At 59.8% G+C, this 15,254-nt stretch carries 10 protein-coding genes; 5 read left to right on the top strand and 5 right to left on the bottom strand.

Features of this window, described 5'->3' with window-relative positions; translation table 11 throughout:
• The first annotated feature begins 34 nt into the window (after positions 1–34).
• Positions 35–1,630, top strand: a complete 1,596-nt coding sequence (locus tag ACP15S_RS07170; protein WP_425038886.1) for an ABC transporter ATP-binding protein — start codon at positions 35–37, stop codon at positions 1,628–1,630.
• A 54-nt stretch (positions 1,631–1,684) separates the two neighbouring features.
• Here the strand turns inward: ACP15S_RS07170 and ACP15S_RS07165 are convergent, their stop codons facing one another.
• On the bottom strand, positions 1,685–2,587 hold the full coding sequence (locus ACP15S_RS07165) for an NAD(P)-dependent oxidoreductase (RefSeq protein ID WP_425038885.1): 903 nt from the start codon (positions 2,585–2,587) through the stop codon (positions 1,685–1,687).
• A gap of 76 nt (positions 2,588–2,663) precedes the next feature.
• On the opposite strand from ACP15S_RS07165, the gene ACP15S_RS07160 reads away from it, so the two are divergent.
• The gene (locus ACP15S_RS07160) at positions 2,664–5,144 is read left to right on the top strand and encodes a penicillin acylase family protein (protein WP_425038884.1); all 2,481 of its coding nucleotides are present in this window, start codon (positions 2,664–2,666) and stop codon (positions 5,142–5,144) included.
• A 107-nt stretch (positions 5,145–5,251) separates the two neighbouring features.
• Here the strand turns inward: ACP15S_RS07160 and hflX are convergent, their stop codons facing one another.
• The 4 genes from hflX to trkA form a co-directional block, all read right to left on the bottom strand.
• A complete protein-coding gene (hflX, locus tag ACP15S_RS07155; RefSeq protein ID WP_425038883.1) occupies positions 5,252–6,526 on the bottom strand; it encodes a GTPase HflX in 1,275 nt (424 codons plus the stop codon).
• Positions 6,523–6,762: an RNA chaperone Hfq gene (gene hfq / locus ACP15S_RS07150; protein WP_425038882.1), complete on the bottom strand. Its 240-nt coding sequence runs from the start codon at positions 6,760–6,762 to the stop codon at positions 6,523–6,525. The genes hflX and hfq overlap by 4 nt, the downstream gene beginning before the upstream one ends.
• A gap of 147 nt (positions 6,763–6,909) precedes the next feature.
• The gene (locus tag ACP15S_RS07145) at positions 6,910–8,424 is read right to left on the bottom strand and encodes a TrkH family potassium uptake protein (RefSeq protein WP_425038881.1); all 1,515 of its coding nucleotides are present in this window, start codon (positions 8,422–8,424) and stop codon (positions 6,910–6,912) included.
• A 9-nt stretch (positions 8,425–8,433) separates the two neighbouring features.
• Positions 8,434–9,810, bottom strand: a complete 1,377-nt coding sequence (trkA, locus tag ACP15S_RS07140; protein ID WP_425038880.1) for a Trk system potassium transporter TrkA — start codon at positions 9,808–9,810, stop codon at positions 8,434–8,436.
• 298 nt (positions 9,811–10,108) lie between these two features.
• Here trkA and ACP15S_RS07135 point away from each other — a divergent pair, with 298 nt between their 5' ends.
• From ACP15S_RS07135 to ACP15S_RS07125, 3 genes are all read left to right on the top strand, one after another.
• Positions 10,109–12,604 (top strand): calcium-binding protein, encoded by a 2,496-nt coding sequence (locus ACP15S_RS07135; RefSeq protein ID WP_425038879.1) that lies wholly within the window; start codon positions 10,109–10,111, stop codon positions 12,602–12,604.
• Between the two features lie 176 nt (positions 12,605–12,780).
• Positions 12,781–13,782: a homocysteine S-methyltransferase family protein gene (locus ACP15S_RS07130; protein ID WP_425038878.1), complete on the top strand. Its 1,002-nt coding sequence runs from the start codon at positions 12,781–12,783 to the stop codon at positions 13,780–13,782.
• A 276-nt stretch (positions 13,783–14,058) separates the two neighbouring features.
• Positions 14,059–15,159 (top strand): hypothetical protein, encoded by a 1,101-nt coding sequence (locus ACP15S_RS07125; protein WP_425038877.1) that lies wholly within the window; start codon positions 14,059–14,061, stop codon positions 15,157–15,159.
• Positions 15,160–15,254 lie beyond the last annotated feature (95 nt).

Raw genomic sequence — 15,254 nt, 5'->3', positions numbered from 1 at the left:
ACCAAACGCGCGGCGCAGGCAAAAGGCGCACAGCATGAGCCACATCCTCGAAGTTAAAGACCTGCGCGTGGGCTTCCGTCAGGACGGTCAGCTCTCCCAAGCCGTGAAAGGCGTCTCCTTCGGCATCGCGCGTGGCGAAACCGTGGCGCTGGTGGGTGAGAGCGGCTCGGGCAAATCGGTGACAGCGCTGTCCACAGTTGGTCTGCTCGGCGAAAGCGCTGAGGTTTCAGGGTCGGTGACCTATGATGGCCAGCAAATGGTGGGCGCGTCAGAGGCCACGCTGCGCAAGGTGCGGGGCAATGACATCTCTTTCATCTTCCAGGAACCTATGACCTCTCTCAACCCGCTGCATACGCTGGAGAAACAGCTGCGCGAGAGCATCGAGTTGCATCAGGGCCTTACGGGTGACGCTGTGCGCGCGCGCATCATCGAGCTTCTGACCGAAGTGGGCATTCGCGATGCCGAGACCCGGTTGGGTTCTTACCCGCACCAGCTCTCCGGCGGCCAACGCCAGCGCGTCATGATTGCCATGGCGCTGGCCAATGGCCCTGAACTTTTGATCGCCGATGAGCCCACCACGGCGCTGGACGTCACCATTCAGGCCCAGATCCTTGATCTGCTCGCTGAGTTGAAAACTTCTGGCAATATGAGCTTGCTTTTCATCACCCATGATCTCGGCGTTGTCCGCAAGATTGCTGATCGGGTTTGCGTGATGCAGCACGGCGAAATCGTCGAGACAGGACCCACAGCTGAGATATTCGCCAATCCGCAACATCCCTATACCAAGGTGTTGTTGGACGCCGAGAGCTCTGGTGTGCCTGATCCGGTTGAGGAGCGTGCGCCCGTTGTGGCGGATGCCACCAATCTGCGCATCTGGTTTCCGATCCAGCAGGGCCTGCTCAAACGCACGGTTGGCCATGTCAAAGCGGTCAATGACGCGACGCTCGCGGTCCGCGCGGGGGAGACCATCGGGATCGTCGGCGAAAGCGGGTCAGGCAAAACGACACTCGCGCTGGCCATCATGCGACTCATCGCATCAGAAGGCCACATCTCCTTTGAGGGCAGTGATCTGCGAGCACTATCGACGCGCGAATTGCGGCGCTTGCGCTCCGAGATGCAGATCGTTTTTCAGGATCCCTATGGATCACTGAGCCCACGGATGTCCTGCGCCCAGATCATCGCGGAAGGCCTCGGCGTGCATGGTCGTCAGGGCGATGACAGGCCGGAGCGTGAGCTTGTGGCTGACGTCATGCGCGAAGTGGGTCTCGATCCAATGACGATGGATCGCTACCCCCATGAATTCTCGGGCGGTCAGCGGCAGCGCATTGCCATTGCCCGCGCCATGGTTCTGCGCCCGAAGCTTGTTGTGCTGGACGAACCAACATCCGCGCTGGATATGACCGTGCAGGTCCAGATCGTTGATCTCCTGCGCAAACTGCAAAAGAAATACGGGCTGGCGTATCTCTTCATCAGCCATGATCTCAAAGTGGTGCGGGCCATGTCACACCATGTCATCGTGATGAAACAGGGCGACGTGGTGGAGCAAGGCCCCGCCGATCAGATCTTCAACACTCCCAGCACGGATTATGCCCGAAAACTTCTGTCAGCGGCCTTTGATCTGGCCTCGTGAGGCAGCTGGAATATCTGATGCGCCGCGGCGCATCAGATAGCCGTGAAGGTGGCCTTACGCGTCATCCGCCTCCGGCTCAGGTGCTGGATTAAAGGCATTAAGACGCTTGATCAGGCTGGACGTATCCCAGCGGTTACCACCCATCTTCTGAATGTCCTTGTAGAACTGATCAACCAGGGCCGTCACAGGAAGAGACGCGCCCACATCGTCAGCCGCGGATAGACAAATCCCGAGATCCTTGCGCATCCAGTCGACCGCGAATCCATGTTCGAATTCGTCAGCGAGCATTGTTTCGAACCGGTTCAGCATTTGCCACGAACCAGCCGCACCGCCCCCGATCACATCGACCACGGCGGCCCCATCAAGCCCCGCCTTTTGGGCAAAGTGCAGACCCTCGGAAAGCCCCTGTACGAGCCCCGCGATACAGATCTGATTGACCATCTTGGTCAATTGCCCCGAACCGCTCTCTCCAAGACGGCGACAGGCCTTGGCATAAGCGTCGATCACTGGTTCGGCCTTGGTATAGGGCTCTTCATCGCCGCCGCACATGACCACCAGTTGACCATTTTCGGCACCGGCCTGACCGCCAGAGACAGGCGCATCCACAAAGGCAATGCCCAGCTCCTGCGCCGTCGTGTAAAGTTCGCCCGTGACCTGGGCCGACACGGTCGTGTGATCCACGAAAGTCGCGCCGTTCCACATGCCCGCAAATGCCCCATCTTCGCCCAGACAGACCGCGCGCAGATCATCATCATTGCCCACGCAAGCCATCACAAACTCCGCGCCCTCAGCCGCTTGGCGCGGGGTGCGCGCGTAGGTCCCGCTATGGGTCAGCGCCCAGGCCTCGGCCTTGGTTGTGGTCCGGTTGTAGACGCACACGTCATGGCCTGCCGCCGCCAGATGCCCTGCCATGGGGTACCCCATAACCCCAAGCCCCAAAAACGCTACCTTCGCCATAAATGCCTCCCGCTATTTGCTTTCATCGTCTTGCCAGAGTAGCTACCTGTTCAAGGCGCAAAGGCAAGGGGCGTTCATGGCAATTGTGTTTCGGTGGCTGGTACGGATTACGTCAGCACTGATCATTCTGGGCGTTCTGGCGGTTGCGCTGATCTACTACCTCGGGTCGCGCTCGCTGCCCGATTACGACAAGACGCTGCGCGTGCAAGGCGTGAGCGCGGATGTCGAGATTGTGCGCTCCAATTCCAACGTTCCGCATATTTTCGGCGCCAATGATCCGGATGTCTTTTTCGGGCTGGGTTATACCCATGCGCAGGACAGGCTGTGGCAGATGTTCATGCTGCGCCGCACTGCGCAGGGACGCCTGTCAGAGGTGTTCGGGCGCCGCACGCTCACGATCGACACGGTGATGCGCAGGCTTGATCTCTACAACCTCGCCGTTCAGTCCGTACCCGATCAGGACGCCTACACCCAGGCCGCGCTTCGGGCCTATGCGGCGGGGGTGAATGCCCGCCTGGAGGAGATCAACCGCGATGCCCTTGGGCGCGGCGCACCGGAGTTTTTCATCTTCAACGCCCCGATTTCGCCCTGGCAACCAGCGGATTCGCTGGCGTTGCTCAAGTTGCTCTCGGTGCAGCTCTCCGGTCATATGTCAGCGGAGGTCGTGCGAGCACGGGCCTCTCTGCTCCTGCCGGATGAAGCCCGTCTGAGCGACATTCTGCCCGACGCGCCCGGCGCAGGGATAGCCGCCCTGCCCGATTATGCGCAACTGATCCCCGGCGTGGCTCCAGGGCTGGCGCCGACCCAATTGGCCCGCGGCCCGACCGATCCGATCTCGCCCTTCCCGAAACTGGCGTTTGCAGGGGCCTCCAACGGCTGGGCAGCAGCACCTTCACGGTCTGCCTCCGGCGGCACCTTGCTCGCCAATGATCCGCATCTGGGCTTCACGGCGCCCAGTATCTGGTATCTGGCGCGTATCGAACTGCGCGCGGGCGGCGTCATGGGGGGCACGATCCCGGGCATTCCTGTCGTCATGTCGGGACGCTCCGATGCACTGGGCTGGGGGATCACATCTGCCTATCTCGATGATCAGGATGTCTATGTCGAGGAGCTCAACCCCGACAACCCCGAAGAATACCGCACGCCGGGCGGCTACAAGACCTTTGAGACCCGGCGCTCGATCATCGAAATTGCGGATGAAACGCCCGTCACACTGACGCTGCGCTGGACAGACAATGGCCCGGTCCTGCCGCCGTCGTTCCGAGATGTAGGCACAGTCACACCGCCCGGCCATGTGGCAGCGGTCAATTGGACCATGCTCACGCCTGATGACACGACGATGACAGCTGCCATGGGGCTGATGCAGGCCAAGTCCGTGGACGAGGCGTTGGCGCTGTCGGAGAGTTATGTCGCCCCCGCGCAGGTGCTCACGCTGGTGGATCGTGAACGCATCGCGCTGCAATTGATCGGACATATGCCGCGCCGTTCCGAGCTGCACCAGAGCAAGGGCCGTCTGCCCACGCAGGGCTGGCGCGTCGAGAACCGCTGGCAAGGTGTCCTGCCCTTTCAGGACAATCCCCGCTTTCTGGATCCCGAAGGCGGCATTGTTGGCAACACCAATAACAAAATCATCGACCGCCCCTTCCCCCGGCACGTGAGCTATCACTGGGGGGATACGCAGCGCATCCGGCGTTGGGAGCGCCTTATGCAATCGCGGCAAGTCCACACCCGCGACAGCTTCATTGAAACCCAGCTTGATACCGTGAGCTTTTCAGCGCAGACATTGCTGCCCCTCATTGGCCGGGAATTGTGGTTTACGGGCGATGCGGCGCCGGAGGGGACCATTGCGCGGGAACGCCAGATCGCGCTGGAGCTTCTGGCGGGCTGGAACGGTGAGATGAACGAACATCTGCCAGAACCGCTGATCTACGCCACATGGTTGCGCTTTTTGCAGGAGCGCCTGATCCGTGACGATCTGGGGCCGCTTGCGGAAGATTTCACCCATGTGCAGCCGCTCTTCATCGAGCGTGTGTTCCGCAATGTCGACGGGGCCAGCGCATGGTGTGACATTATCCAGAGCTCGCCCGAGGAAAGTTGCACCGATGTCGCGCGGCAAGCGCTGGATGATGCGATTGTGTGGCTTGATGAGACCTATGGCACGGCGCTGGAATCGCTGCGCTGGGGAGATGCGCATCAGGCGACCCATGATCATCCCGTTCTGGGTGACGTGCCGATTCTGCGCGCCTTTGTGAACATCCGACAATCCACCTCGGGCGGCGACAACACATTGCTTCGCGGTAAAACCTCCGGCGATGATCCCGCCGCGCCTTTCAAAAATGTGCACGGGGCGGGCTACCGGGGAGTTTATGATTTTGCCGATCCAGACAGTTCGGTCTTCATCATCTCCACCGGTCAGAGCGGGCATCTCTTTTCGCGGCACTACGATGATCTGGGCACGCTGTGGCGGCGAGGAGAGTATATCCCGATGTCACTGGATGCACAGCTGGCGCGGGCCGCGGCGCGCGGTGTGACCATTTTGCAGCCGGGTGCCAATTAGGGGGCGCTGCCCCCTCGCCGCTCGCGCGGCTCACCCCCGGAGTTTATCTGGCAAGATGAAGATGGGCGATTGCGTCTGCCCCTCGCAAGAAACATGCGCCACAGGCGTCAAAGCTGTGCAAAAAGGCCCGCCTGTTTGCGTGTCCAGCGGATTGCGAGCGTGAAGCCGGATTCCGTCTGGCGCTCCTCTTCGACCACACCCTGATCGAAAAGCCAGGCGCGCTTGCGACCTTCGTCAAACCGCAGGGTGACATGGGTTTGTATCTTGCCTTCATCCAGCGCCTCTTCAATGGCCGCGAGGAAGGCATCCATACCATCGCCCGTGACCGCAGAGAGCGGGACAACCGCGTCCTCACGGCTGGCGCGCGCCAGCGTGGCGGCGCGCTCGTCCGTGTCCAACTGGTCGATCTTGTTCCAGACCTCGATCTGGGGCGTGGTCTCTGGCAGACCCAGTGTTTCGAGAATGCTGCGTACGTTGCTGGCCTGCGCATCGGTTTCCTCGGCCGAGATATCGCGGACATGCACGACCACATTGGCCGCAAGCACCTCCTCCAGCGTCGCCCGAAAGGCCGCGACAAGCTCTGTCGGTAGATCCGAGATGAACCCCACCGTATCCGACAGAATGACATCCAGCCCGTTTTCCAGTTTAACCGCGCGCATCGTGGGATCCAGCGTTGCAAAGAGCATGTCCTTGGCCATGACATCCGCACCGGTGAGCCGGTTGAACAGGGTCGATTTGCCGGCGTTCGTGTAGCCCACAAGCGCCACGATTGGATAGGGCACCTTGGCGCGGGCCGCCCGATGGAGCGCGCGCGTTTTGACCACACGGTCCAGTTGGCCCCGCAAGCGCACGAGCTGGTCATCAATTGCCCGGCGGTCCGCCTCGATCTGCGTCTCACCCGGTCCGCCCACAAAGCCCAGACCGCCGCGCTGGCGCTCAAGGTGGGTCCAGGCGCGCACAAGACGGGTGCGCTGATAGCTGAGCGCAGCCATCTCAACTTGCAAAACCCCTTCGCGCGTCGCGGCGCGGTCAGAGAAGATCTCGAGAATGAGCCCTGTTCGGTCGAGCAGTTTGACTTTCCAGGCCTTCTCGAGATTGCGCTGTTGGACCGGGGTGACCGGCCCATCGATCAGCACGAGCTCGATCTCCCGCGCCTTGAGCTCCGCGCCCAATTCCTCGATCTTGCCAGAGCCAAACAACATGCCGGGATGCGGACGCGGCAAGGGCACGATTGTGCGCCCCACGACCTCCATATTGGGCATGGCCGCAGCCAAAGCCACAGCTTCATCCAATGCCGGTTGCGCGGCGCGCCGATCCGGATTGCTTTTGATATCGGGATGCAGGACCCAGGCGCGGGTCAGCGGCACATCATGTTCGTTCAAGAGGCCTCTTCACCATCGTAGAGGTTGATGGGTTGCGCGGGCATGATCGTCGAGATCGCGTGTTTGTAAACGAGTTGGGACTGGCCATCGCGACGCAACAGCACGCAGAAGTTGTCAAACCACGTGATGACGCCCTGCAGCTTCACACCGTTGATCAAGAACACAGTCACTGGAACCTTGGTCTTGCGAACGTGATTCAAAAACGCGTCCTGCAAGTTCTGTCTGTCTGAAGCCATTTTTTTAAGCCTTTATTCTTGCTGTCACATCAAGGCGCGATCCCCTCGCCTTGCGAAATATGTATTCTATTTCAGATACTTTCCACCACAAAATTGGCAGGTCGCTGCAAGTGCATCATGGCGCGCGCGCAGTGTCAACTTGGATTGTCAGTCGCGCCACAACTCCGGCGAAAAGAGTGCCACAATAGCCAGTGTCTCCAGGCGACCGAGGACCATGGCCGCTGCAGCAACGATTTTTGCGCCATCTGACAATGCCGTAAGGTCAATTGGCAGTGACAACGCATGCGCCATCAAGGGGCCCGTGGTCGACAAGGTTGACACTGCAATCACCAAAGCTGCGTCAAATTCAACACCCAGCCCGGCCAGCAAAACGGTTGTCGAAGCCAGGGAGAGTGCAAACAACATGAAAAACACCCAGGCCACAACGGCGCCCTGCCGCCGCAAGCGGCGTGCCATAGGCGTGGCATTGCCGACGGATGAGGGGTGCATCAGGCGCTGCATTTCGCGCACGCCGTTGAGATAGAGCGCAAAGACGCGCAGCAGTTTCACGCCGCCCGCGGTCGTGGCCACGCCTCCGCCGACCATGGCAAGGCCCAGCAATATCAGCCCGGGCGTGCCCAATCCGGACCAGTTTTGCGCATCCTCCCAACCGCCGCTGACAAATCCTGTGGTCGAAACAAAGGAGAGGACGGTGAATACAGAGCCCCAAAGCGCGCGCAGTCCGGCCAGCGCCTCGGCCTCCTCATTCACATCATAAGCGCCCAGCCAGTGGCGCAAAAACAGCATCAGCGGCACCACAAGAACAAGCAGCAGGCCAATCCGAAACTCCGGGTCATCGCGCAGATCCGTGCCGGCGCCCGTGACCGTATCATTCGAAAAGGTCAGTCGCGACAGCGCAAAGAGCAGAAAGAGGAACACCAGAACTTCACCCGCAAACCCGGAGCTGTGATTGGCGTAGTCTGCGAGCGGTGTAATTCCGGAGGTAGACATGGTCGAGAGCGCATGGCAGAGCGCGACGATCACGGGATCGCCTGCGACCAGCAGACAAACCCAGAGCACAGCCGTCAGGCCCGCATAGATCGGCAAGAGCAGCGCCACAACGCGCACCATGCGTGTCGCCGGTTCCGCCCCATCCATTTGCAACAAGCGCCCCTCCCCGCGGCCGGGCTCGGCGCTTGCGGTCAGCTCAAATCCGCCAAGGTTGAGCGGCGCGAGAATGGCCGCCGCGGCCACCCAGATCAGCAAGCCGCCTGACCAGCCGACCAGCGCGCGCCACAGATGCAAGGTGTCCGACAGACGGTCGGCGGCAAAGAGCGTGGCCCCCGTTGTGGTGAAAGACGACACCATCTCGAAATAGGCATTCAGAAAGGTTGTTGTCTGCAAGGCCTCGGCAAAGGGGATTGCCATGATGATGGGCAAAACGGTGAAGGCCGCCAGCAAGGCCATGAGCTGGCGCAGCGCCGTTCTGTTTGATCGCCGCCCCATGAGCGAAATGGCCACGAAGCCCGAGACGATCAGGGTCAGCAGCCCCCCGTAGAAGAAACTGCGCGCTTCGTGAAAATCCTGCCGCGTCAGCGCATGCACGGCGGGGACAACCATCATCGCCCCTGTCAGGATGCACAGCTGCAAAAACAGCGGCATCTGGGCAAATCGCAGCCGCATCACGACGCCTCAGAAAAAGTCGATAGAGACCTGCAGAAGCCGTTCGACTTCGGGCACGTCTTTGGCGAGGGCAAAAATCGCGATCACATCGCCTGCATCAATGCGCAATCCACCCGTCGGGCGTTTGATCTTGCCCTCTTGCTTCACGGCCCCGATGAGCACGCCTTCGGGAAAATCGATATCGCGCACGCGCTGGCCTGCAATTGGCGAGGTTGAGAGCACCTCCGCCTCAATCAATTCGCCCTCCGCGTCCCCAACCGAATAAACGGCGCGGACGCGGCCATGGCGGATATGGCGCAGGATCGAGCTCACGGTAGTGGCGCGGGGATTGATATAGGCATCGATCCCCAGCGGCGTCATGAGCGGTGCGAGGGTGGGATCGTTGATCAGGGCAATCGCGAAGGGACAGCCTTCGCTTTTGGCGCGGACAGCGGCCAGCATGTTGGTCTTGTCATCATCGGTCACAGTGAGAACAGCGTCCGCCTTGCGGATATTGGCTTCCTGCAAGAGCCCGGCATCCAGCCCATCGCCGTTGAGAACAATGGTCCGCTCGAGCGCGTCAGCCGCACGCTCGGCGCATTTCCGGCTCTTCTCGATCATCTTGACGCGCAGCCTGTCGGCCTGTGCCTCCAGCGCCTGAGCCACGGAGAGGCCGACATTCCCGCCACCGACAAGGACAACGCGTTCCTGCTTGGCCTGTTTCTTGCCGAAGATCTCCATCATCCTGGAGACATCCTCGACGTGACACATCACGTAGATATCGTCCTGAGCAAACATCTGATCGCCGGGCTCAGGGGCAAAAAGCGTCCCCTCCCGGCGGATGGCCACCACGATAGCCCGCAAGGTGGAGAAAAGATCCGAGAGCTGCCGTAAGGGCGTATTGAGGACATTGCAATCCTCATCTAGATTGAGCCCCAGAAGACGCGCCTCGCCGTCAAAGAAAGTCTCGATGTCAAACGCAGCCGGTGCGGTCAGACGTTGCAGCGCCGCCTCGGCCACCTCGCGTTCGGGCGAAATCACCACATCGATGGGCAAGTGATCCCGCCGATAGAGGTCGGAATAGATCGCATCCAGATAACTTTGAGAGCGCAAACGCGCGATCTTGCGCGGCACGGCAAAGACCGAATGCGCCACCTGACAGGTCACCATATTGACCTCGTCAGAATGGGTCGCGGCGATGATCATGTCGCAATCCTCCGCGCCCGCGCGCTTGAGGATGTCGGGATAGCTGGCAAAGCCCGCGATGCCCTGCACATCAAGAGAATCCGTGGCCCGGCGCACCAGATCGGCGTTATTGTCGACCACGGTCACATCGTTGCGTTCCCCCGAGAGGTGGCGCGCGATTTGCCAGCCGACCTGACCCGCCCCGCAAATGATGACTTTCATTGCTGCTCCCTCGGCTGCCACGTCGCGCTGTGCAGACGCGTTTTGCGCGCGCTTTGCGTGCCTTCAACCTTGTGCCAGTGTGTTGATGCCAGAGTGTGGCTGGCCGGTCAACGTATGCGGGCGCCGCCGCGCCTCACATCCCGGAATGGAAGCCAGGGCCCGGGGCGCAACCAGAGGCAAAGCTCCCCCACTGCGATGCTCAAATAATCAGCAACATCAGACAATTGGCTTGATTAGAGGGCGGTGCAAAAACTAGACACGAGAGATTAAATATCATGACTATTGGAAGGATAGGCGTATGCCCATCACAGTTGGCTCCACAGATCTCGACATCGGGTTCCGGAATATCATTCAGGTCGGCGACGACCGTTTCCTCGAGATTGAAAGCGGCGCTTTCGCACAACCAGATCTTACCATCCGCGATTCAGAAGGCACGATTATCTCAGATCGCACGGCTCTGATCCCGGACACAGAACCACGCCTGCCCTATTCCGTCTGGCATGCCCGCGATGATGGCGATGGCGCCTTCACCTTGTTTGTTCAAGGGCGTCAAGACAGCAATAACCAAACCAACCTGTTGACCCTAAGCTTCGATGCCGAGGGCAACCAGATCGCGCAAGGCACGTATGAGCAGCCCTATTTCGCGGAATGGTCCGCCGATGTGGCGATTGATCTCGATGATGGCGCGATCATGGGTGTCTTTCAGGTGCCCGGGTTCTCCGAGCTGCGCATCTGGGATGCAGATGGTGATATCACCTTCTCGTCGCGCTGGTCCGATACGTCCACGGGTGCGTCCTCATCCCAGGGGCGCAACCTTGAATATGCCCTGACCCGCTCGGGCGACACGGTCTTCATTTTCTACAACAATGACGATTTCACCAATATCGGCGGCGACCCGGGCGAGACCTTCCTCGTGCGCGTCAACACGGATGGCTCGTTCGTGACCCCCGCTTCGGTGGAGGAGAAAGTCTCCACGGGCGATCACTACACACTGGGCGCTGGCACAGCCCGCAGCATTCCCATCGACGCCACCACGCTGGAGGATGGCAAGGTCGTCGTGATCTGGGCCTCGGAACAACGCGCCACGGATGACGGACAGTTCCCCACCACGGGCAATGACGTCTGGATGCGCATCTACAATCCCGATGGCAGCACGTTCCTCGGCGAGACGCAAATCAACGATCCGCTTGATGGCTATCAGGGCGAGGTCAAGGTGTTTGCCCTCAACACCGGCGGCTTTGTCGTGCTTTACCACGAGTTCGGGGACAACTCGCGCAACACTGCTGAAGCGATTTTCCAGGTCTTTGACGCCAATGGCAACGTCACCACCCAGGTCACCCAGCCCCTGCCCGATGATACGCCCGGCGAGAGCACTGTGATCTTCCCCGATGGAACAGGCGTCGTGATCGATTTCACCGGAGCCTTCGCCATTTCGATCACCCCCGATGTGACCCTGCCCTCTGACGGGGACGACACGATCACGGGCGATGGGAGCAACGAAGTGATTGACGGTCTCGCAGGCGATGACAGCCTTGCTGGAGGCGCCGGTGACGACACGCTCATCGGTGGGCTCGGCAATGACAGGCTGGCCGGAGAAGACGGTGCGGACTCCCTTGAAGGGGGGGATGGCGACGACACGGCCCTGGGCGGCGATGGCAATGACACGATCCGCGCAGGCGCTGGAGATGATCGCGCGAGTGGCGGCAATGACGATGACCGGATGTTTGGCGGCGCGGGAGAGGATGATCTCTTCGGCAATGCAGGGGACGATTCCCTTTTTGGACAGGACGGCGACGATTCCCTCTCGGGCAGTTCGGGCGCGGATTCCCTGCGCGGCGGTGCGGGCGAGGACACGCTGAACGGTGGCTCTGGAAATGACAGGCTCTTTGGCGAGGATGGGGACGACAGCGGCCGCGGCGGTTCGGGCGATGATCTCATGGTCGGCGGCGACGGCAACGACACGCTGGACGGCGACGGGGACAATGATCGTCTCATCGGCAATGACGGCAATGATTCTCTGCGCGCAGGCTCCGGCGATGATACCTTGTCGGGCGGCGCCGGTGACGACACGTTGCGCGGCGAGGCAGGCAGCAATGAGCTTGACGGCGGATCCGGCAACGACAAGCTCTATGGCGGCACTGGCGCCGAGACGATCACGGGCGGATCAGGTGATGATACCCTTGTCGGCAATGGCGCTGCGGACCGGCTCAATGGCGAGACCGGGGACGATGTCCTCTACGGCAGCGACGGCAACGATACGCTGGACGGTCGCGACGGGGCGGATTGGCTCTCGGGCGGCAATCAGGCTGACCTTGTGCTGGGCCGCGAGGGCAACGACACGATGCGCGGCGGAAACGCAGATGACCGTCTTTACGGCGGCAATGACAATGACCTCATCGCAGGCAACAACGGCGCCGACCAACTCTTCGGCGGCAGTGGAAATGACCGATTGTTCGGCGGTGGCGGCAACGATCAGATCACCGGCGGCACCGGCCGCGACACGATGGGCGGCGGCGATGGTGTGGATGTCTTTATCTTCAACACCGTTTCTGAGAGCCCCCACACCTCCGCACGCGACCGGATCGTCGATTTCACAGCCGGGGTCGACAAGATCGACCTGAGCGGCCTTGCCGATGATCTGACCTTCGTTGAGAGCTACTCCGGCACAGGTGGCGAGGTGCTCTACAGCGAAACCGTTGGGCGGCTCTACGTGGATATTGATGGAGACGGATGGGACCTCTCCATCAATCTATCGGGGGACCCTGCCCTGACAGAAACGGACTTGCTCCTCTAGCGCCCTGCGGCGGAGATCTGAGAACACGGCCGTGCATATGCATGACATCCATGCGCCCGGCCGTGTGTCTCACAACGGGCATGTCTTCAAAAGGTCCGACACCGAACACAGGCGTTTGGCGGCTGCACGCGTGACCGCATCCTGAAAGCTGCTTTCGATGACACACGACGCTCTGCGTGTTACGCTCGACAGGCACCTTAAGGAGCACGCCCGCCAAGATGACACGCAATCGAGCCTCGTTTCCACCAAGCACGGCCGACCTTTTCCTGGCCTATGCCGGGATGGAAACAGATCTGATCTTCAACAAGGGTGTTGAGCTGCCGGGCTTCGCCTCATACCCGCTCTTGAAAACCGCAGAGGGCCGAGAGCTCCTCAAAGGGTATATCAAAGACAGTATCGCTTTAGGCAAAGAAGCGGATGTGGGCGTCATTCTCGAAAGTCCGACATGGGTCGCAAATCGAGACCGCGGGGCGGCGATTGGCTACGGTGTAGACGCACTCAAACAGCTTAATCGAGAGGCCATCGCCCTGATGGCGGACGTTCGCTCGGATTGCGGTCATGCCCCGACGGTTATCAGCGCCAATATCGGACCGCGCGGCGATGCCTATGCCCCTGCCGCGCAAATGACCCCGGATGAGGCCGAACACTACCATGCAGAACAAATATCCTTTTTGGCTGAAACAGAGGTCGACGTGATCAGCGGATACACGCTTGCATATCCTTCTGAGGCAATTGGCATCGTCAAAGCGGCCCGCCGGTTCGGTCTTCCGGCGGTCATCGCATTCACCGTGGAAACTGATGGACGGTTGCCCACCGGACAGTCACTTCACAAGGCGATATCACAGGTTGATGCCGACACTGAGAGCTACGCAGCTTACTTCATGATCAACTGCGCCCATCCCGATCACTTCTCTATGGTTCTTGAAGACGCGCCGTGGATGCAGCGCATAAAGGGCATCATCGCCAATGCCTCGCGTTGTAGTCATGCCGAACTGGATGAAGCCGAAGCGTTGGACGAAGGCAATCCGACTGATTTGGACGCACAATTGTCCGACATCAGGCAAAGATTTCCGCACATTCAAGTCTTGGGGGGGGTGCTGCGGCACCGACATGCGCCATTTGCGGCAGATCGCAATGGCCACCCGCTCGCCCTGAGCCGACACGCGCAGCAGCGTTGATTTCTAAAAGTGCGGGCTCGTTCTGTGCTCTATTGTCAGCGTTGGGCGTGCCGGAACTCAAGCGTGTTTGCCAATGGCGGCTAGGACGGTTTCTGGCGTATATTCTTGGTGAGGGATTTATCTCAGCCGTGCGGGACAAAGCGACCTTTCGCTGCGACTGCACCGATGGCCGCTTCAGTTGATTTGGACTGATGTTCCAAAAGATTGGTTTGGCGACTTCAACTACACGGCAGGACTGCTTACTTTTGACTATGAGTAAGCTGAGGAAACATCGAATTGCCAGACAAAACTTCTAAGGAAGAACGGCTAAGCAATTTAGATCAACTCGCTCTGTTGATCGAAAATCGGTCCTTAGTTGACTATGACTTCAAGCGAGCGACCGGATCGTTAGCCGAAGACCTAAAGTTCACATCTGATGCGCTCTGCCGCGACGATGAAGTATGGCGCATGAACCGAGCATTTCATGCGGTTCACGTTCCAAGCTTGCTGGCAATTATGTCGATGTTGGACGACATCGACGACATGAAGTCGATCAGTGAAGACGAGCAGCATCAGCTTTATTGCTCAATCCATCGTGCGGCACAGCTTGCCTCATCTGCGCGGGAGCGGATCGAACAATCCGCACTTATGGAGGCCAAGGTCGAACTAAGCGTGCTCGCCAATTATGCACCACCCGCCCCTCAAGCATTTAGGAAGGCATCACTTCTTGAACGAACCCGCGATGGCGTTCTGTCGGTCTCCAATACGACCCTGCAAAGGGCCAAGAACAGCGTTGAAACTGCACCAAAAATAATTGATGCGCTGAAGGGCGGTGTTTCGACATCGCTTGATCGCGCACAAGCCGTCCCAACGCTAGCCGCCAACTTGCATCAGACACTGGCTGGACTGGTGTCAGACAATGTGACCAAGCCAATTGAGATGCGTCTTCAAGCCAGCGGCAAGGCGCTCACTCATGGGACCGGTGCCGGAGTTGGGTTGGGCGTAGTGGCTGCGGTTTTATTTCCTCCATTAGTTCCGGTCAGTGCCGGAGCCGGAATTCTTGTGGCAATGCGGTCTTGGCGAACGGAAATGCAAAAAGCACGGGCACTTCATGGGCAAGAGCGTGAAGAACGCATTGCTGAGCTACGGGCAGAAAGGTCAGCGGCCCTTCTTCAACTGACCAATGGCGCGTCTTCGGTTCAAATGGAAACGGAAGAGCTGAGTCTCACAATAGATGCCGGAACGGGAGAAGCGGACGCACTTATTTTGAAAGGAGAGCATGCGGGACGCACATGGTCTGATCTGTCACCGCTTGAAAAGGCCGAAACCGTTTCATCGTTTGCTCAAGGAGCGGACGCACTCCTGAAGATTCTCGAATTTGGGAACGAAAGTCTCTAGTTTTTGCAATGAGCCGACATTGAAACGAGGCACAGCATCCGACAATTTGGGCTCAAAGCGGTCATGTGCTCTGAGCCCTTTTCGATGTTGGCGCG

This window comes from Primorskyibacter sp. S187A, assembly GCF_049800955.1.
Lineage (GTDB): Bacteria > Pseudomonadota > Alphaproteobacteria > Rhodobacterales > Rhodobacteraceae > JAKVBH01.
This window is presented reverse-complemented; position numbering and strand designations above follow the sequence as displayed.